This is a genomic window from Brevibacterium spongiae (assembly GCF_026168515.1).
Lineage (GTDB): Bacteria > Actinomycetota > Actinomycetes > Actinomycetales > Brevibacteriaceae > Brevibacterium > Brevibacterium spongiae.
Genome location: NZ_CP093443.1, coordinates 947,877 through 966,585 on the forward strand (window position 1 = coordinate 947,877; position 18,709 = coordinate 966,585).

The following is an 18,709-nucleotide window of genomic DNA, read 5'->3' on the forward strand; positions in this document are numbered from 1 at the left end:
CTGATCTACGATGACCTCACGGGCGCGGTTCACGCGCTCATCCCCGGTTCTGCAGCGAAAGGGTGACGATGGTGCACCAATCAGATGATCTCGACCTCCAAGCGATCAAGGACGAATCGGCCAGAGCCCACGAGCTCGACCGCGCGCACGTCTTCCACTCCTGGTCAGCCCAGCGCCTCATCGACCCGCCGACGGTGGCCCGTGCCCACGGGTCGACGGTCATCGACGGCGAGGGACGGGAGTTCCTCGACTTCTCCTCGCAGCTGGTGAACACGAACATCGGACATCAGCACCCGGCGGTCGTCCAGGCCATCAAGGACCAGGCCGACGTGCTGTGCACGATCAGTCCCGCCACGGTCAATGCCGCCCGCTCCGAGGCCGCCCGGCTCATCACCGAGCGCACCCCGGCCGGACTCGACCGAGTGTTCTTCACCAACGGCGGAGCCGATGCCAACGAACACGCCATCCGCATGGCCCGCCTGCACACCGGACGGAACAAGGTGCTCTCCCGGTACCGGTCGTATCACGGCGGCACGCAGACGGCCGTCAACGTCACCGGCGACCCGCGTCGCTGGGAGAACGAGACCGGTGATTCGGGCATCGTCCACTTCTTCGGACCCTTCCTCTACCGCTCGGAATTCCATGCCACCACCGAGGCGGAGGAGACCGAGCGAGCCCTGCAACACCTGCGCCGGACCATCGAATTGGAGGGCCCGCGGACGGTTGCGGCGATCATCCTCGAATCGATCCCCGGCACCGCCGGCATCATGATGCCCAGCGCCGAATACATGCAGGGAGTGCGGGTGCTGTGCGATGAGTTCGGGATCGTGCTCATCGCCGATGAGGTGATGGCTGGATTCGGACGGTCAGGTCGCTGGTTCGCGTTCGAGCACTTCGACATCGTCCCCGACCTCATCACCTTCGCCAAGGGAGTCAACTCCGGGTATGTGCCCTTGGGCGGGGTCGTCATCAGCGAGGAGATCTTCGAGACCTTCGCCGAACGCGTCTACCCCGGCGGGCTGACCTACTCCGGTCACCCGTTGGCGTGTGCCGCCGCGGTCGCGACGATGAAGGCGATGGCCGACGAAGGCATGATCGAGCATGCCGCGCGGATCGGTGAAACCATCATCGGGCCGCGGCTGCGCCAGATCGCGGAGAACTCCAAGCACGTCGGCGAGGTCCGCGGCACCGGAGCGTTCTGGGCAATCGAACTCGTCTGGGACAAGGAATCGAAGGAGCCGCTGGCACCGTACGGCGGAGGATCTCCCGAGGTCGCCTCGGTAGTGGCCGCACTCAAGGAGCACGGCGTCGTGCCGTTCAACAACTACCACCGGCTGCATGTGGTCCCGCCGATCAACATCAGCGAAGAGGACCTCGAACGCGGACTCGGCGTCTTCGAGAAGGTGCTCACCGACCTCGACTTCTCCCGCTGAAAACCCCTCTTCTTACTACCCGACGGGTCCCCAGCACCCTGGCGCCAGGGTGCTGGGGACCCGTCAGGTAGCAACTAGCGGGCGTCGTGGGTGAAAGTGCCGCCTAGGATTGTGGCGCGGATCGGGATCGTTGAGATCTCGTCGGGGGCCACGTTTCGCGGGTGAGTGTCCACGGCGACGAAGTCCGCGAGCTTGCCGCGGGACAGCGTGCCCTTGTCCGCGCCCTGCCCCGAACCGATGGCCGCCTGCGACGTGTAGGCCGCGATCGCCTCATCGACGCTGAGGCACTCCGCGGCCGAACCCATGACGTCACCGTCGCGGGTGGCGCGGGTGACATACGCTTCGATGCCGCGCAGCACATTGCCGTCGGCACACGGGCGATCCGAGCTTCCGGCCATCGGCACACCGGCATCGATGAAGGACTTCGCCCGGTAGAGCAGCCGGCGCCGGTCGGCACCGAGGGACGCGTTCATCCCGTCCCCGATGGCCTCGGCGAAAGCCGCCTGCGGAGTGACGACGATCCCGTGTTCGGCCAGAGTCGCCAGATGCTCGTCGTGGACGAGTCCCGCATGTTCGATCCGGTTGGGCACTGCCCGCCGTCCGTACTTCTTCTGCGCGTCGACGATGTTCTCGATCGCCGCGTCCACGGCCGCATCGCCGATCGCATGCACGGCCAGCGACCATCCTGAGGCGTAGGTGTCGAGGATCTGCCGACGCAGCACGTCCGGATCATCCTGGAGATAGCCGGGATGGTCCTTGCCCGCATAGTTCTCCCGCATCGCCGCGGTCTCACCGGACATCGCCCCGTCCATGAAGAACTTCACGGGCCCGATCGAGATGAGGTTGTCGCCGAGGCCGGTGCGCAGTCCCGCATCCAGACCGATGCCGAATCCGTCGGCGGAGTTCGCCGCGATCGTGTGCAGCCCGTCGGCCTGCGGCATGAGCTGGGCTCGGGCCCGCAGCTTGCCTTCCTCCCGTGCCCGCAGGTACGCGGTGATCTCGATGGGGGAGTGGCCGATCCACCCATAGGCGATGCCGCATTCGCCGAAGGACGTCAGGCCCTCCTTCGCGTAGTACGCGGTGGCGAGGTCGATCGCCTCGACGAGGGTGTCGAGCGAATACGGGCGGATGAGATCCTGCACCAATGCCTGCGCGGTCTCCTCGACCAGCCCGGTGGGATGACCGGCGGCATCGCGGACGACCTTGCCGCCGACGGGCTCCTCGAAATCAGCATCGAGGATTCCGGCCCGGCGCATCGCCTCGGTGTTGACGATCGCGGCATGTCCGGAGGTCTGGCGCATGAACAGCGGCCGGTCCCCGGTGATCTCATCGAGGCGGGCAAGCTCCGGGTACTGACCGTCGTAGTCGCGGTGCGCATAGCCGGTGGCGTCGATCCATTCCCCGGCCGGGGTCGTGGCCGCGGCCTTCTCGAGCGCGGAGTAGACGTCGTCCAGTCCGCCTGGCAGTGCTGTGACGTCGACCGATGCCAGGGTGAGGCCGAACCACGCGGTGTGGCAGTGGACATCGTTGAATCCCGGCAGCACCGTCGCCCCGCCGAGGGATTCGACTCGGTCGGCGGTGACGCCGTCGAGTTCCTCGTCGAAGCCGATGATGCGGTTGCCGAACACCCCGATCTTCGTCGCCCGCGGGCGGGCAGGGTCGAGAGTGTGGGCGTCGAGGTCGGTGAAGATCGCGTCGATTCTCATGCCGCCACCTTAGTCAGGATTCGCCGATCTCGGGACCCGCGTTCACGGCAGGCTCCCGTTCACGACCGGGCTCCGCGCCCACGAGCGGCAGTCGTGCTCACGGCAGACTCCCGTTCACGGCAGGCGTGCCCCGCGGACGTCGGGATCCGTGATGCAGTGGACGAGGGACAGGCCCTTGTGCTTCAGTGCCCGATCGAACGCGTCCCGGAAGTCCTGCGTCCGTTCGACCCTGATGCCGAGTCCGCCGAACGCGGTGGCCATGGCAGCGAAGTCCGGGTTCTGCAGCGCCGTGGCGACGGCCCGACCCGGGTACTCGCGGTCCTGGTGGCCGCGGATGGTGCCATAGACGGAGTTGTCGTTGACGACGACGGTGATATCGGCTCCGTGCTGGACCGCCGTCGCCATCTCCTGGCCGTTCATGAGGAAGTCCCCGTCCCCGGCGATGCAGAACACCGGCCGTTCGGGGTGGACGAGTGCGGCGGCGACCGCGGCGGGCAGGCCGAATCCCATCGACCCGTTGCGCGGGCCCAGCGCCGAGGGGAACCCGTGCGTGGGCAGGAACCGCGTCGCCCACCCGGAGAAGTTCCCCGCCCCGTAGGTGACGATCGCGTTCTCCGGCAGCAGGTCTTTGACGTGGACGAATGCTTCGTCCATGTCGACATACCCCGCCGAGGCGGCCGCCCCGTCCGCAGCAGCGCTCACCTGCGGCTGCCGCCACGTTTCGAGCTCGTCTCTGGCCTGCGCCACCCAGTCAGGCAGCGGGACAGCATCCCCGGCCGCCTCCGAGAGGGCATCGCTGGCAGGGGGTTCGTCGATCGAACCGTCCGACGACACGGAATAGGTCCGGGAGCCGTCCTCGGTGAACAGGGTCTGGGCGAACCGGGACACCGAGGTGACGATGTGCTGGTCGAGGCGACCGAAATGACCGTGGGCATCCCCGTCGGGGCCGATGACGACGGTGCGCTGGTCCGTGCCCAGGGTGAACCCGGCGGTGGCCACATCGGTGCGGACACAGCCTAAGAAGATGTGGAGGTCCGCCTCGGCGAGGGTGCGTTTGGCCACGGGAGCGGCACCGTAGCCCAGGATGCCGAGGAAATTCGGGCTGTCATGGTCGATGCCGTCATAGGCGCGGAAGGTGCCGAGCACACCGAGGCCGCGGTCGCGTGACCATTGGGCGATGCGCCGTGAGGTCGCGGCCGGCCAGTCCTCGCCGCCGATGATGAGCACGGGACGGTCGGCGGCGGTGATGCGTGCCCGCAGCTCCGTGAGGTCCCCGGCATAGGGCGAGGCCGAACCGTGCACGCGGGGCGGAAGCACCGTCCCGGCGCTCGCCTGCACGAGCACCTCCTCGGGCAGGCCGACGATGACGGGACCCGGCCGACCGGCCACGGCGGTGTGCATGGCGTCGGCGACCACCTCGGCGGCCTTGTCGGGGTCATCGAGGGTGAGCACCTTCTTCGCCGTCGTGGAGAACCACGCGCTGAGGTCGAACTCCTGGAAGGATTCGCGACCGCGATGATCGGTGGGGATGAGCCCGACGAAGACGACGAGCGGGGTCGCATCCTGATAGGCGGTGTGAACGCCGACCATGACGTTCGCCGCCCCCGGACCCCGGGTGACCATGGCGATGCCGGGAATTCCGGTCATCCGCCCCTCGGCGACGGCCATATAGGCGGCCCCGCCCTCCTGGCGGCAGACGATCGGGGTGAGAGACGAATCGTGGAGACCGTCGATGACGTCGAGATAGGATTCGCCGGGCACCAGATAGGCACGACGGACCCCGTGAGCTTCGAGTTCCTCGACGATGAGGTGGCCTGCGGAAAGCGACGCTGAGGTGTCCATACACAATCCTTATCATTCTTTTCCCTCTTCCGGTCGTCTCATGAGGTCACCACCTGCCCCAAACCCGAGTGCGAGGTCGTATGATCGTGCAACAACGGAATCAGTGCGGACCACCGCCTGAACCCATGAGCAGGGAACCGTCGTGCCAACGACGACAGACGACTGACAGCCAGGAGGCTCACGCATGACCGGGATCGACTCCGACCAAGCATCGGCGCAGGCACTCGACTTCACCGAACGCGGTGAAGAAGGCCGGCGCGGTCGAGCAGGATTCCAGTCGAAGCCGCGCAAGGCCGCGCTCGAGCGTGACCCGGGCATGCCGGCGAGCACCTGGCGGCTGCGCTCCGATGCGTGGGAGTACCTGAAGTTCGCGATCAAACGCCTGGCCGTCAGCGGCGGGGACTTCTCGATGATCGCCGAAGACGGCGAGGTCTGGCGCTCCCTGCGCTCGCTGAAGACGATCGAACTCTACTGGGCCGGTTTCGGGCAGCGGTATGTCGAGGAGATCACCGAGCTGCTCTCGAACGGCGAATTCGATAAGGCCCATGACATGATCACCCGGGCCGTCAACCGTCTGCGCGGCAACACCGTGCCCGACACCGGCGAGGACGAACTCACCGAGGAAGAGCGCGCCGAAGCCAGGGACCGGCAGGACACCCGCCCCCGGTTCGAGGTCCTCATCGTCGACGAGACGACCGAAGGCGGCCGCGACGAGCTGCACACCGACCTGCTCAAACTCCGCAATGCCTCCGACCAATTCATCTACGACTACGTCATCGTGCCCACCGCCGACGACGCCGTCGCCGCGGCCCTGACGAACCCGAACCTGCTCGCCTGCGTCATCCGCCCCGGCTTCACCGACCACACCCGTGAGGTGCTCAGCCGCGACCTGCGCGATTCCATCGCCTTCGCCCGCCAGGCGACGACGGAATCGCCGACAGGCCCGATGAGCCCGCTCAATTCGGTGCGCCGGGTGCTGCGGCTGGCCGACACGATCGCGAACCTGCGGCCCGAGCTCGACCTCTACCTCATGGCAGGTGCGCACATCGAGTCCCTCGCCGGGGCCCTGACCCACCGGTTCCGCCGCGTGTTCCGCCGCGAAGACCAGTTCGAACTCCACCTCTCATTGCTGCGCCGCATCCAGCACCTCTACGACACCCCGTTCTTCGACGCCATCCGCGAGCATGCACGCCGTCCGGCCGGCGTCTTCCACGCCCTGCCGGTCTCCCGCGGCGGTTCGGTCGTCGGCTCGAAGTGGATCGGCGACTTCGTCGACTTCTACGGACTCAACCTGCTGCTCGCCGAATCCAGTGCCACCTCGGGGGAGTTGGACTCCCTGCTGGCTCCCGTGCACACGCTGAAGAAGGCACAGTCGCTGGCAGCCCGGGCCTACGGCGCCAAGCGCACCTACTTCGTCACGAACGGAACGTCGACGGCGAACAAGATCGTCCACCAGGCCGTCGTCTCACCCGACGAAGTCGTCATGGTCGACCGCAACTGCCACAAGTCCCACCACCACGCGCTCATGCTCACCGGTGCCCGCACCGCCTACCTCGAGGCGTACCCACTCAACGACGTCGCCTTCTACGGTGCCGTGCCGCTGGGCAGGATCAAGCAGCTGCTGCTCGACTACAGGGCCGCCGGCCGCCTCGACGAGGTGCGGATGATCACCCTGACCAACTGCACCTTCGACGGCATCGTCTACGACCCGTACAAGGTGATGTCCGAATGCCTGGCGATCAAACCCGACCTCGTCTTCCTCTGGGACGAAGCCTGGTTCGCCTTCGCCCGCTTCCACCCGGTCACCCGCAAACGCACAGCCATGGTCGCGGCCGAACGCCTCGAAGAGACGCTCGACACCAACGCCCACGCCTCGGCGTACCGGGAGCAGCAGAAGCGCCTGTTCGATCCCGAGACCGGTGCTCCGGCACCCGATGAGGTGTGGCTGGAGGAAGATCTGCTGCCGCCGCCGGATGCGACGATCCGGGTGTACGCGACGCAGTCGACGCACAAGACGCTGACCGCGCTGCGCCAGGGATCGATGATCCACGTCTACGATCAGGAGTTCTCCACCGGCGCCGAGGAGGCCTTCCACGAGGCGTACATGACGCACACCTCGACCTCGCCGAACTATCAGATCCTCGCCTCCCTCGACCTCGGCCGCAGGCAGGTCGAGATGGAGGGCTTCGCACTCGTGCAGAAGCAGCTCGATCTGGCGATGAGCCTGTCCTCGGCGATCGCGCGGCATCCGCTGCTGAAGAAGACCTTCCGGGTGCTCACCGCCGCCGATCTCATCCCCGAGGAGTACCGGGTCACCGACCGGACGATGCCGCTGCGCGACGGCCTGTCGACGATGTGGAACGCGTGGGTCACCGACGAATTCGTCGTCGATCCCAGCCGCATCACCGTCGAGATCTCCGGCACCGGCGTCGACGGGGACACGTTCAAACACGAGCACCTCATGGACCGCTACGGCATCCAGGTGAATAAGACGAGCCGGAACACTGTCCTGTTCATGACGAACATCGGGACCTCCCGGTCGGCCGTGGCCTACCTTATCGAGGTTCTCGTCAAGCTCGCCGGGAAGTTCAACGACCCGCATGAGGTGCAGGCGCAGGATGCGCTGACCGAGCCTGCCGCGGTGATGCCGCCGCTGCCGGATTTCTCCGCCTTCGCCCCCGAATACGCGGCCGAGGTGCCTGCCGAGGATCCTGCCAAGCAGCTTCCCGACGGGAACCTGCGCCGCGCCTACTATGCGGGCCTGCGCCGGCAGAACATCGAACATGTGCTCCCGCACGAGCTGCGTCGACGTGTGGAGGGCGGGGAGCGGCCGGTCTCTGCCGGCTTCGTCACCCCGTACCCGCCCGGGTTCCCGGTGCTCGTGCCCGGACAGATCATCACCGCCGAGGTGCTGGACTTCATGTCCGCGCTCGACACCCGTGAGATCCACGGCTATGACCCGCACCTGGGCTACCGCGTGATCCTGCCGAAGGCGATCGAGGGCTGAACCGAGCGCCAGAGCCGATCGGGAAGTGAGTATGCAGACCAACCGCCTCATCCAGACCGTCGAAGCCCACACCGAGGGGCTGCCCGTCCGAGTCGTCACCGGGGGAGTGGGGACGTTCCCCGGTGAGACAATGGCCGAGCGTCGCGAGTGGTTCATCGAGAACTCCGATGGCCTGCGCACCTTCCTCATGTGCGAACCCCGCGGCCACGGGTGGCTCTCGGGAGCGATCCTGCAGCCGCCGACCCGCTCGGACGCGGACTGGGGTGTGCTCTTCATCGAGGTCACCGGAGTCCTGCCGATGTGCGGGGCCGGCACGATCGCCGTGGCTACAGTCCTCGTGGAGACGGGAATGGTGCCCGTCGTCGAACCCGTGACGCAGGTGCGGTTGGATACCCCGATCGGACTCATCACCGCCGAGGTGGCCGTCCGGGACGGTCGCGCCGAGGCGGTGACCATCGTCAACGTTCCCTCCTACGCCCATGCCCTCGACCAGACCGTCGAGGTTCCGGGGCGCGGGACTGTGGCCTGTGACATCGGCTTCGGCGGGAACTTCTACGCCTTCGTCCGGGCTGACGAAGTGGGTCGCCCTGAGGGCGGCACCGGCATCGCGTTCGAGCGCGACCGCGGCCAGGAGTTCATCGCCGCCGGTCGCGAGATCATGGTCGCCGTCAACGATCAGCTCGACCCGGTGCACCCGGAGACCGGGTACCGCGGCTGCGAGCACGTCGTGTTCCTGGCATCGCCGACGGAACCCGGGCCGAGTGGCGAAGCGCCCGATGCCCGACACGTGCTCATCAACTACCCGGGCTGGCTCGACCGGTCGCCCGGAGGCACCGGGACGAGCGCGCTCATGGCCGTCCGACACGCCCGCGGACAGCTGGGGCTGAACACGGATTTCGTCAATGAGTGCTTCATCGGCACTACGTTCACCGGTCGGCTCATCGAGGAGACCAGCATCGGCGAGCACGTGGCCGTGGTGCCGACGATCACCGGCAGCGCCTGGCTGACCGCGACCTCGCAGTTCATGCTCGACCCCAGCGACCCGTTCCCCGCCGGCTTCACGCTCTGACGCTCTTCTGACTCTCTCTGACGCTGGCGGCTACCCCAGCTGACCGGGGTTGAGGACGCGGGAGAGGAAGTCCTTCGTCCGCTGCTCCTGCGGGTTGCCGATGACCTCTTTTGCCGGGCCCTCCTCGACGACAACTCCGCCGTCCATGAAGACCACGCGGTCGGCGACCTGACGGGCGAACTCCATCTCGTGAGTGACCACGACCATCGTCATCCCCGCCTCGGCGAGGTTGCGCATGACCTGGAGGACGTCCCCGACGGTCTCGGGGTCGAGCGCCGAGGTGGGCTCGTCGAAGAGCATGACGTCGGGATCCATGCTCAGTGCTCGGGCGATCGCCACACGCTGCTGCTGCCCGCCGGACAGCGAGCCGGGCTTGGCCTCCATCTTCTCTGAGAGCCCAACCTTCGCGAGGTTTTCTTCAGCGGTCTTGTTCGCCTCTGCCTTCGACCGTTTCAGCACTTTGGTCTGGGCGACCGTGAGGTTCTCGCGCACCGTGAGGTGGCCGAAGAGGTTGAAGGACTGGAAGACCATGCCGATGCGGGTCCGGGCGGCGTCGATGTCGAGGTCGAGGTCGGTCATGTCCATGCCGTCGACGACGATCGACCCGCCGGTGGGCGTCTCGAGGGTGTTGATGCATCGAAGCATCGTCGATTTGCCCGAGCCAGAGGGCCCGATGACGCAGACGACCTCACCCTTGTCGACGTCGAGGTTGATATCGGTGAGGACCTGGTTCGTTCCGAAGCTCTTCTTGAGACTACGAATGGAGACGATCGGGGTCGCAACGGCGCGCGTCGATTCTGTAGTTGTGGTGCTCATTACTTCACTCCTGCTTCGGCGGAACCGTATTTCCGTTCGAGGACTCGAGACAGATACGACAGTGGGATGGTGATGACGAGGTAGCAGAGGGCGACGACGATGAATGGGGTGAGGTTTGCGGTGTTCACGATCTCAGCGCGGGCCAGTGCCGCCAGCTCGCGACCGTCGACAGAGGAGCCGAGGAGAAACGCCAACGATGAGTCCTTCGTGAGCAGGATGAGCTCGTTCGTCAGAGGAGGCAGAATGATGCGCATCGCCTGGGGGAGGACAATCGTGAACATTGCGCGAGACGATGACATGCCCAATGATCGTGCGGCCTCGACCTGTCCTTTCGGCACCGCCTGGATGCCTGCGCGTATCGTTTCGGCCATATAGGCAGAGCCGACGAGAGCTAGGGCGATCATGATGGTGACCAGCTGCGGCAGCAAGAAACCGGGGAACGCCACGGGCAGTCCGAAGCCCATGACGAGGAATACCACGAGCGCCGGCAGTCCGCGGAAGAATTCGATGTAGATGAAGGCTATCCATCGATAGACGCCGACCGAGGACAAGCGCATCAGGGCGAGAACGATGGCGATAGCGAGTCCGAGGACGAAGCCGAGGGCTGTGAATACGACGGTGTTCTTCAGAGCTTTGGAGATGACATCTGGGAACATGGCCACGGCGACATCGACGCGCCCGAAGGTGTCGATGAGCGTCGGCCAGTCGGCGGTGATTGCAATGACTGCCGCGATTATGACGAGGAGTGCATACTGGATCCCTCGCGAGATCTTAGCTTTTTTTCGCTTACTCAACTTCGCTTTCGGTGTGGAAGTGGCGACAGAGTTGCTGAGGCCGGTTGGGCCATCGCTTTGTGTCGCTGGTGAAGTCGACATGGGTGTAGTCCTTCAACGGTGGCGGCGGAATCGTGTTCGCCTGTGTGTAGATGGGGCTGTGGAACGCGCTTGGACGCACCTAGGTATACAGGCGGCCGGCCGGAGCCCGGAGGCTGCGGCCGACCGCCCGATCACCGATCACTCCTTGGGTGGCTCCTGCTTGAACCACTTCTTGTAGATCTTGTCGTATTCTCCGTTGTCCTTGAGCTCCTTGACGGTGTCGTCGACGGCTTTCTTCAACTCGGCGCTGTCCTTCTTCATGCCGATGCCGTAGCTCTCTCCGGTGTCGATGTCGAAGCCGACCGCAAAGCCGTCATTGTTCGCGGCGTAGTCGTAGAGAACCCCGTTGTCATTGATGACAGCGTCGGCCTGGCCGGTTTTCAGTGCTTCGAGAGACAGGGGAAGATCCTCATAAGTGATGACTTCTGCGTCTTTGAAATTTTCCGTCGCGTAGTCGAGGCCGGTGGTGCCTGCCTGGGCTGCCACCTTGAAGTCCTTGAGCGCGTCGGCGTCCTTCGCGGTCTTGTCGTCCTTGGTGAGGACGGCCTGGTTGGCGGCGAAGTACGGCTCGGAGAATCCGATGGCCTCTTCGCGCTCCGGAGTGATCGTCATGGCCGCTGCAGCGACATCGCACTGGTCCTGGTTGAATGCTGCGCCAGTCGTGATCGTCTCGAACGGTGTATTGACGATCTCCTGCTCGACGCCGAGCTTCTTCGCCACGGCATCGACGATGTCGACATCGAAGCCGACGACCTCGCCGTCCTTCTCGAACTGGAACGGCTGGTAGGACAGGTGGGTGCAGGTGGTCAGCTTGCCTTCCTTGACCAGGGGGACTCCGCCCTCAGCGGTCGCTGCGGGTTCCGAATCGCCTCCGCCGCCGCAGGCGGACAGGGCGAGCATGGCGCCGGCGGCCAGAATGGCCAGGCTCGAGCGTCGTTTCATGGTTCCTCCAGGGGATCGGTGACGGCCTCGTCACGTAATCGGCCCACCCAGGCATCCGTGTCTGGGCGGTGTCTGAGAGGAATCTTACCGTGAACTGGATCACATGCTGGACACTCTGACCGGCGCCGAGGCGGTCGTTGCCGAATCGTAGTCTTGTCCGTGGCGCGATGGCTAGTGGCCGGTGGCGGGTGTCCATTGTGGGCACAGAACCGAGGCCCGACCGCCGGGAACGGCGATCGGGCCTCGGTTGAGTGACCACATGCGGGCCGGGACTCAGCTCAGCTGGTCCTCCATGTCGAGGTCAGAGGTGTCCTTGGCCAGCCACAGAGCGATGAGCGTGAGGATCGCGGCAGCGATGATGTAGAGGCCGCAGTAGAAGATCGATCCTCCTTCGGCCTGCCACAGGGCGACCATCGCGAACGGTGCGGGCCCGGCTCCGATGACGCTGGACATGTTGTAGGAGATCGCCGATCCGGTGTAGCGGACATTGGCGGGGAAGAGCTCCGGCAGGTACGCGGCCATCGGGCCGAAGGTCAGTCCCATGAGGATGAAGCCGACGATGAGCCCGACGATGACTCCTGCGGTGCCGGCGTTGAACAGCGTGTTGACGACGAGTCCGTAGGCGGCGATGAGCACGGTCACGCCCAGCAGCATCTTCCGGCGTCCCAGCTTCTCGGCAAGAGGTCCGGAGACGACGGTGAAGATGCCGAAGAAGACGACTCCGATGATGAGGTAGGTGAGGAATTCGTTCTTCGTGTACCCCAGCCCCGCGACGAACCCGGCGGGATCGAAGGTCTTGCCTGCCGCCTCGGCGGCGGTCTGAGCCTGTTCGGGGGTGGCCGGTGACGTGCCGTAGGTCAGCGTGAAGGCGGTCATGAAGTAGAAGATCACGTACGTCGCGAGCATGATGAATGAGCCGAGGATGAGCGGCTTCCAGCTCGTGGCGAACACGCGCCCGAGCGGAGCCTTCGAGATCTGCTGCTTCTGCGCGACGAGCTGGAAGGCCGGCGTCTCCATGAGGGACATGCGCACGTAGAGGCCGACGGCCACGAGTAGGGCCGAGAGCAGGAACGGGATGCGCCATCCCCATGCGAGGAACGCCTCGGGGGAGGTCCAGGTGCCGAGGGCGACGAAGAGCAGGTTCGCGATGATGAAGCCGACGGGTGCGCCGAGCTGCGGGAAGGTGCCCCAGATGGCACGTTTGCCCTTCGGCGCGTTCTCGGTGGCCAGCAGGGCAGCACCCGACCATTCGCCGCCGAGCCCGACTCCCTGGCAGAAGCGCAGGAGGACGAGGAACAGGGGTGCGAGGACGACCCAGCCCGGTGTTGAGGCCGTAGGCAGCAGGCCGATGAGGAAGGTGCCGATGCCCATGATGAGCAGGGAGGCGATGAGTGTCTTCTTCCGGCCGACCCGGTCGCCGAAGTGGCCGAAGATGATCGAGCCGAGGGGGCGCGCGACGAAGGCGACGCCGAAGATCGCGAACGAGCTCAGCAGCTGCGTCGTCGAGGTCTGGTTGGGGAAGAAAAGGGCCGGGAAGACCAGCGACGAGGCGGTCGCGTAGGCGTAGAAATCGAAGAATTCGATCGTGGTGCCGACCATCGAGGCGGTCAGAACCTTGCCGCGGGTGTTGTTCTTCCTGGTGGCCGCGATGGCGTCGGATTCGGTGCCGGTGTCGGCATCCGGTGTGGGGTTGGGGTTCCCCGGCTGTGTTTCGGTGGACATGATGTCGTAGTGCTCCGCTGTTTCTTGTCTGCAGGCACGGGCGGGTGGTGCTCGTGTCAATGGAAAATGCCGTCGGCGCTGTGTGCACAGCGTCGACGGCGACGAATAGACACTACGCTCGTCTCATAAAACGCGAAATTGAAGTCTCAACCGTTGAGATTACTAGGAGGTCCGAGCATTCGAGCGGCGCGGTGACCAGCGGTGACGCGGTGAGCCGCGCAGGGGCATGCGTTCGACAACGGTCACTCAGCGACTGTCATTTCGCGACCGTGACTCCGCTGATCGTCACCTTCTCCTTCGGAGCACCGTCCGAGGAGCCGGAGTCGGTGCCCTTGGCGGCGATGTCGGCGACGGTCTTCGTGCTCTTCTCGTCAAGGGAACCGAAGACTGTGTAGTCCGGCGGCAGCGAGCTGTCGTCGTAGACGACGAAGAACTGCGAACCGTTCGTATCCGGCCCGGCATTGGCCATGGCGAGCGTTCCTGCCGGGTAGGTCTCGGAGCCGTCGAGCTCATCGGCGAAGGAGTAGCCGGGGCCGCCGCTTCCGGTGCCCGAGGGGTCTCCGCACTGGAGGACGAAGATGCCCTCGGTGGTCAGGCGGTGGCACTCGGTGTCAGCGAAGTACTTCTGATCGGCCAGGGACAGGAAGCTGTTGACGGTGCAGGGTGCGCGGTCGGCATCGAGAGTGACGGCCAGGTCTCCGGCCGAGGTGGCGATGGTGGCGTCGACGCTGCCTTTTGCCTCCGGCTCCTCTGCAGGCGCCTTGACCTCCTTGGCCGCGGACTGCGAATCGGCAGGGTACGAGCAGGTTCCGCCGGCCGCCTCGGTCGAAGAGTCCGAAGAGTCCGAAGACGACGCGGAATCGCTGCCGGAACTGTCTCCTGAATCGCCCTCGGAATCAGACGATCCGCAACCGCTCAGAAGCAGGAGGGCAAGGACGGCCAGTGCCGCGAGGGTCAGGAGGGCGAGCGATCTCGGGCGTCGGGTTTGGTCGTCAGGGTTGCGGGTCAGAGCATCAGAGGTGCGGGTCAGGGCATGAGAGCGGCTGGGCGCGCGAAGATCCATGCCTTCATCGTATCGGCACGCAGCTCGGACTCAGGTTTCGACGGAGGTGCGGGTGCTCGGGTCGGGGGAGCCGCCTCGGCGGAGGAAGATCGCGATGGAGATGACGATGAGTCCGGCCAGGCACAGCCCCACGCCCACCCAGGCCGGGGCGCGGTAGCCCAGTCCCGCGGTGATGACGATGCCGCCGAGCCAGGCGCCCAGGGCGTTGGCGAGGTTGAAGGCGGCATGGTTCATGGCAGCGGACAGGCTCGGGGCGTCGTGGGATTCGCGGAACAGGCGCATCTGCAGGGCAGTGGTGATCATCGATCCGGAGATGCCGATGAGGAAGAGGGCGATGATCGCGATCGCCGCGATATGCGTGAAGGCACCGAAGGCGGCGAGCACGAGCGCCGAGAGGATCATGCCGCCGGTGGCCGAGCGTTCGATGGACTTGTCGACAAGCGGTCCTGCGATGAGCGAGCCCGCGGTCATGCCCAGACCGTAGACGGCGAGCACCCAGGGGATCGCGACCTCGGGGACGCCGGCGACGTCGGTCATGGTCGGGGTGATGTAGGTGTAGACGGCGAACATGCCGCCGAAGCCCACGGATCCAGCCACGAGGGTGAGGATGATCTGCACGCGTCCGAGCGCCTTGATCTCCCCGCGGGCCGAGGGCACCTCACCGGCACCGACGCTCACTCGCGGGACGGCGATGGCGACCATGATGACAGTGAGGACGCCGAGCGCGGCGACGAGGGCGTAGGCGCTGCGCCATCCGAACATGTTGCCGAGTGCCGCGGCGAAGGGCACGCCGAAGATGTTGGCGATCGTCAGCCCCAGCATCACTCGCGACATGGCCCGCCCGCGACGGTTGGCCGGAACGAGAGAGGCAGCGACGACCGCTCCGATGCCCAGGTAGGCGCCGTGCGGCAGGCCTGAGACGAAGCGGGCGATGTTGAACAGTCCGGCCGTCGGAGCGAGCATCGACGCGAGATTGCCCAGGGCGAAGAGGCCCATCATGCACAGAAGCAGCAGCTTGCGGTCCATGTGGGCGGCGATGGTCGTGATCAGGGGCGCGCCGACGACGACGCCGATCGCGTAGAACGACACTGCGTGCCCGGCCTGGGGGACCGTGATGCCGAGCTCCTCGGCGATCATCGGCAGCAGACCCATGGTCGCGAATTCGGTCACACCGATGGCGAAGGCGCCGATCGCCAGGGCGAACACGGCGAATTTGTAGACTCCGCGGGAGACCGGTGCTTCGCTCATAGGGCTCCTTCGGAGACGAGGGGTGCGTGGGACGACCGCACCAGCCTATTGCTCATCACCGACGCTCGGTAGCCCTGAGGGCGCAATGTGACGATTCGAACAGGCGTCGACCCTGCACTGACTCGGATAAGTGGGGACAGATTGCCGAAATGGAGCGAAATCTGTGCACTCTGAACCCACTTATCCGGCTGATGCCCCGCAGGGGCATGCCCTCACCGAGGTGGCCGTTCGAACCGTGTGAACGCTCAGTCCGCGTTCGCTTCCTCCGCGTCGTATTCGGCCAGGGCTTGGGAGGCGACGGAGAACGCGGTGTTCGCGCTCGGCACCGAACAGTAGATGGCCGATTGGAGGAGGACCTCCTTGATCTCGTCGCGCGTGAGTCCGTTGCGGAGTGCGGCCTTGACGTGCATGGCCAGCTCCGCTTCGTGACCGTCGGCGATCATGGCGGTGAGCGTGATGGCCGAGCGCATCCGCCGTTCGAGACCGGGTCGGGTCCAGATCTCTCCCCAGGCATAGCGGGTGATGAGGTCTTGGAAATCGCTCGTGAAGTCGTCGACCTTCGCGTTCGCACGGTCGACATGGGCGTCGGAGAGCACCTGACGGCGCACGGTCATCCCCGCCTCGCGCACCTCGTCGCGGCTGGCCTCCCTCGGCCCGGATGCGGTGGGCAGGGCAGCACCGGAAGAGCTCGCGTCAGTCCCGGAAGCGCCCGCACCCGCAGCACCGCCGGCCCCGGCACCGAGTCCCTTCCCGGCGAGGAAGTCGTTGAGCAGTCCCGCGGTCACGGCTGGCGCCTCAGCGGGCACGAGGTGGGCGGCGCCTTCGATGACTTCGAGCAGGGCGCCGGGGACTGCGTTGGCGATCTCGGCGAGCTTCGTCGCCGGTGTCGGCTGGTCCTCGGAACCGGCGACGGCCAGCACCGGGCGGGTGATCTCCGGCAGGCGGTCGCGGACGTCGAAAGCGGCGAGGGCGTAGCAGAGGGAGGCGTAGGAGAACCGGTCGGCGTTCTGCAGCGAATGCAGCAGTGCGGCCGAGGCTTCGGGTTCACGGTCCATGAACCCCTCACCGAACCACCGCTGAGCCGAACCGATGATCTGGGTGGGCGTGCCCGAGGTCGCCACGGTCTGTGCCCGCTCCTCCCAGGCCGAGGCCTCGCCGATCTTCGCTCCGGTGCAGAACACTGCGATGCGACCGAAGCGATCCGCATGGTCGAGGCCGATCTGCAGTCCGATGGCTCCGCCGATCGAATCCCCGGCGAGGTCGACCGGGGTTCCGGGGGCGGCCACATCGGGAAGGACACGGTCGAGTGTGGACAGGACTGCCTCGGCGAGGTCGGACATCGTGATGCGTGGGGCCACGGACGTCCCCGCGGGGACGTCGATCGGTGCCGACCGGCCGTGACCGGGCAGATCGATGCCGATGACCGTCGTCTCCGGGCTGAGTTCGCCGAGCGCGGTGGCCGCCTGCTGCCACAGGGCGGCGACCGAGGTGCCCAGGGACGGCAGCACGACGAGGACCCTGGCCTCGTCGGTCGGGGTCTCGGGCGCGGCGAGTACGGATGCGGTGAGCTCCATGGATGTCACTTTCTCAGTCGGGGTGTCACAGACAGGGTGTCTCAGTCGAAGGACGGCAGGTCGATCTCCTGCGGTCCGGAATTGTCGATGGTGCGTAGGATCGTCCGGCGGATGTCTTCGGCCTCGCCGAGGTAGGACTCGGGTGTGAAGAACTCCGCGATCCCGTCCTCGTCGCCGACCGCCTCGCGCAGGGCGGAGACGGGGTCGGTTCCGGGGGCCGTGATCGCGGCGAGCTGGTCCTTGCTCAGCCGGTCGCCGAAGACGATGTTGAGCTTCTCGCCGAAGATCCCGGGGCCGGCTGCGTCGAGGTTCGCACGCATCGCGTCGGGCCGGATCGTCAGGCCCGCGATCATCTCATCGAGCATGATGAGCGACGAGACCGCCAAGGTCATGAGTTCGGAGAGGGCGGGCCATTCGGCATGCCAGGCACCGTCGGAGCGTTCTTCGACCGCCTCGGCGGCGGCCGTGGTCAGAGTGGACAGAGCGCCGGGCACGCGCATGCCGTTGCGGTGGAGTAGCACCGCCGAGGTGGGATTCGATTTGTGCGGCATCGCCGATGATCCGCCGGTGGCGGCCAGGGACAGCTCCCCGATCTCGGGGCGGACGCCGACGAGGACGTCGCGGGCGATCGAGGCACCGACGGTCACACATTGGGTCAGATGAGTTCCCCAGGACATGATGCGCACGCGGTCGGTGTGCCAGGGGACGGGGATCTGGGTGAGCGCGGCATCGGGGCCGACCATCTGCATATGGAACTCGCGCAGCAGCGAGTCGGTCGAGTCTCCTGCGAACCAGCGGATCGCGGCCCGGGTTCCGGCGGCACCGCCCACCTGCACGTAGTCGACGTAGGGGGCCTGAGCCTGGACTTCGTTGACCTCGGCGGCCCAGTTCGCAGCCTTGAGTCCGAAGGTTGTCGGAAGGGCAGGCTGGGTGAGTGTGCGCGCCAGGCACAGGGTCTGCGCGTGGGATTCGGAGAGCTCGACGAGGGAGGCGCCGATGACCTCGAGGCGGGCCTGCATCTGCCTCACGACTCGGGAGACGAGCAGACCGATGGCCGTGTCGATGACATCTTGGCTGGTCAGCCCCCGATGCACGCAGCGGGAGGCCTCCGCGCTCAGCCGTTCGCGGACGAGGCTGAGGAACGGGATGACGGGGTTGCCGCCGGATTCGGCGGTCTCGCCCAAGGACTCGAGGTGGGAGTGATCGTCCGTCAGCGATCGGACGGTGGCGTCGATGGCGGCGGCCACCTCGGCGCGGGTCTCCGACGACACCAGCCCCACCCGTCCCTGGGCGACGATCCACGCGGTCTCGACCTGCCCGATCGCGGAGATGAGCGCGGCGTCGTCGATGGCTTCGGCCCCGCGCAGATCGCCGGGGGCGAAGAGGAAGCGGGTGTGGGCGGTGTCGGTCAT

General features: G+C 66.3%; 13 protein-coding genes. 3 read left to right on the plus strand and 10 right to left on the minus strand.

Translation table 11 applies throughout. From position 1 onward, the window contains the following. Positions 1-68 precede the first annotated feature (68 nt). A complete protein-coding gene (locus L1F31_RS04155) occupies positions 69-1,433 on the plus strand; it encodes an aspartate aminotransferase family protein (RefSeq protein ID WP_265419422.1) in 1,365 nt (454 codons plus the stop codon). Between the two features lie 74 nt (positions 1,434-1,507). Here the strand turns inward: L1F31_RS04155 and L1F31_RS04160 are convergent, their stop codons facing one another. Both L1F31_RS04160 and L1F31_RS04165 read right to left on the minus strand, forming a co-directional pair. Then, on the minus strand, positions 1,508-3,139 hold the full coding sequence (locus tag L1F31_RS04160; protein ID WP_265419423.1) for an amidohydrolase: 1,632 nt from the start codon (positions 3,137-3,139) through the stop codon (positions 1,508-1,510). A 114-nt stretch (positions 3,140-3,253) separates the two neighbouring features. Next, a complete protein-coding gene (locus L1F31_RS04165) occupies positions 3,254-4,981 on the minus strand; it encodes a thiamine pyrophosphate-dependent enzyme (RefSeq protein WP_265419424.1) in 1,728 nt (575 codons plus the stop codon). A 184-nt stretch (positions 4,982-5,165) separates the two neighbouring features. Between L1F31_RS04165 and L1F31_RS04170 the strand changes: the two genes are divergently transcribed. After that, positions 5,166-7,988 (plus strand): aminotransferase class I/II-fold pyridoxal phosphate-dependent enzyme, encoded by a 2,823-nt coding sequence (locus tag L1F31_RS04170; protein WP_265419425.1) that lies wholly within the window; start codon positions 5,166-5,168, stop codon positions 7,986-7,988. 31 nt (positions 7,989-8,019) lie between these two features. Then, positions 8,020-9,057 carry a proline racemase family protein gene (locus tag L1F31_RS04175; RefSeq protein ID WP_265419426.1) on the plus strand — a complete coding sequence of 346 codons (1,038 nt, stop codon included), beginning with the start codon at positions 8,020-8,022 and terminating at the stop codon, positions 9,055-9,057. A gap of 30 nt (positions 9,058-9,087) precedes the next feature. On the opposite strand, the gene L1F31_RS04180 is transcribed toward L1F31_RS04175, so the two are convergent. The 8 genes from L1F31_RS04180 to L1F31_RS04220 all read right to left on the minus strand — a co-directional run bounded on the left by L1F31_RS04180 (position 9,088) and on the right by L1F31_RS04220 (position 18,709). After that, positions 9,088-9,873, minus strand: a complete 786-nt coding sequence (locus L1F31_RS04180; RefSeq protein ID WP_283255786.1) for an amino acid ABC transporter ATP-binding protein — start codon at positions 9,871-9,873, stop codon at positions 9,088-9,090. Continuing rightward, on the minus strand, positions 9,873-10,667 hold the full coding sequence (locus L1F31_RS04185) for an amino acid ABC transporter permease (RefSeq protein ID WP_265419427.1): 795 nt from the start codon (positions 10,665-10,667) through the stop codon (positions 9,873-9,875). Before L1F31_RS04185 ends, L1F31_RS04180 begins: the two co-directional genes overlap by 1 nt. A gap of 219 nt (positions 10,668-10,886) precedes the next feature. Further along, on the minus strand, positions 10,887-11,690 hold the full coding sequence (locus tag L1F31_RS04190) for a basic amino acid ABC transporter substrate-binding protein (RefSeq protein ID WP_265419428.1): 804 nt from the start codon (positions 11,688-11,690) through the stop codon (positions 10,887-10,889). A 273-nt stretch (positions 11,691-11,963) separates the two neighbouring features. Further along, a complete protein-coding gene (locus L1F31_RS04195) occupies positions 11,964-13,412 on the minus strand; it encodes an MFS transporter (protein ID WP_265419429.1) in 1,449 nt (482 codons plus the stop codon). 256 nt (positions 13,413-13,668) lie between these two features. Then, on the minus strand, positions 13,669-14,475 hold the full coding sequence (locus L1F31_RS04200) for a peptidylprolyl isomerase (RefSeq protein ID WP_265419430.1): 807 nt from the start codon (positions 14,473-14,475) through the stop codon (positions 13,669-13,671). 30 nt (positions 14,476-14,505) lie between these two features. Beyond that, the gene (locus tag L1F31_RS04205; RefSeq protein WP_265419431.1) at positions 14,506-15,723 is read right to left on the minus strand and encodes an MFS transporter; all 1,218 of its coding nucleotides are present in this window, start codon (positions 15,721-15,723) and stop codon (positions 14,506-14,508) included. 245 nt (positions 15,724-15,968) lie between these two features. Further along, positions 15,969-17,297 (minus strand): bifunctional 3-oxoadipate enol-lactonase/4-carboxymuconolactone decarboxylase PcaDC, encoded by a 1,329-nt coding sequence (gene pcaDC / locus L1F31_RS19070; RefSeq protein ID WP_488153988.1) that lies wholly within the window; start codon positions 17,295-17,297, stop codon positions 15,969-15,971. Between the two features lie 41 nt (positions 17,298-17,338). Next, a complete protein-coding gene (locus L1F31_RS04220; RefSeq protein WP_265419432.1) occupies positions 17,339-18,709 on the minus strand; it encodes a lyase family protein in 1,371 nt (456 codons plus the stop codon).

Excerpts from the sequence above, each read along its gene's own strand:
- L1F31_RS04155 (WP_265419422.1), top strand. The coding sequence starts at position 69 with ATGGTGCACCAATCAGATGATCTCGACCTCCAAGCGATCAAGGACGAA.
- L1F31_RS04160 (WP_265419423.1), bottom strand. The coding sequence starts at position 3,139 with ATGAGAATCGACGCGATCTTCACCGACCTCGACGCCCACACTCTCGAC.
- L1F31_RS04165 (WP_265419424.1), bottom strand. The coding sequence starts at position 4,981 with ATGGACACCTCAGCGTCGCTTTCCGCAGGCCACCTCATCGTCGAGGAA.
- L1F31_RS04170 (WP_265419425.1), top strand. The coding sequence starts at position 5,166 with ATGACCGGGATCGACTCCGACCAAGCATCGGCGCAGGCACTCGACTTC.
- L1F31_RS04175 (WP_265419426.1), top strand. The coding sequence starts at position 8,020 with ATGCAGACCAACCGCCTCATCCAGACCGTCGAAGCCCACACCGAGGGG.
- L1F31_RS04180 (WP_283255786.1), bottom strand. The coding sequence starts at position 9,873 with ATGAGCACCACAACTACAGAATCGACGCGCGCCGTTGCGACCCCGATC.
- L1F31_RS04190 (WP_265419428.1), bottom strand. The coding sequence starts at position 11,690 with ATGAAACGACGCTCGAGCCTGGCCATTCTGGCCGCCGGCGCCATGCTC.
- L1F31_RS04195 (WP_265419429.1), bottom strand. The coding sequence starts at position 13,412 with ATGTCCACCGAAACACAGCCGGGGAACCCCAACCCCACACCGGATGCC.
- L1F31_RS04200 (WP_265419430.1), bottom strand. The coding sequence starts at position 14,475 with ATGGATCTTCGCGCGCCCAGCCGCTCTCATGCCCTGACCCGCACCTCT.
- L1F31_RS04205 (WP_265419431.1), bottom strand. The coding sequence starts at position 15,723 with ATGAGCGAAGCACCGGTCTCCCGCGGAGTCTACAAATTCGCCGTGTTC.
- pcaDC (WP_488153988.1), bottom strand. The coding sequence starts at position 17,297 with ATGGAGCTCACCGCATCCGTACTCGCCGCGCCCGAGACCCCGACCGAC.
- L1F31_RS04220 (WP_265419432.1), bottom strand. The coding sequence starts at position 18,709 with ATGACCGACACCGCCCACACCCGCTTCCTCTTCGCCCCCGGCGATCTG.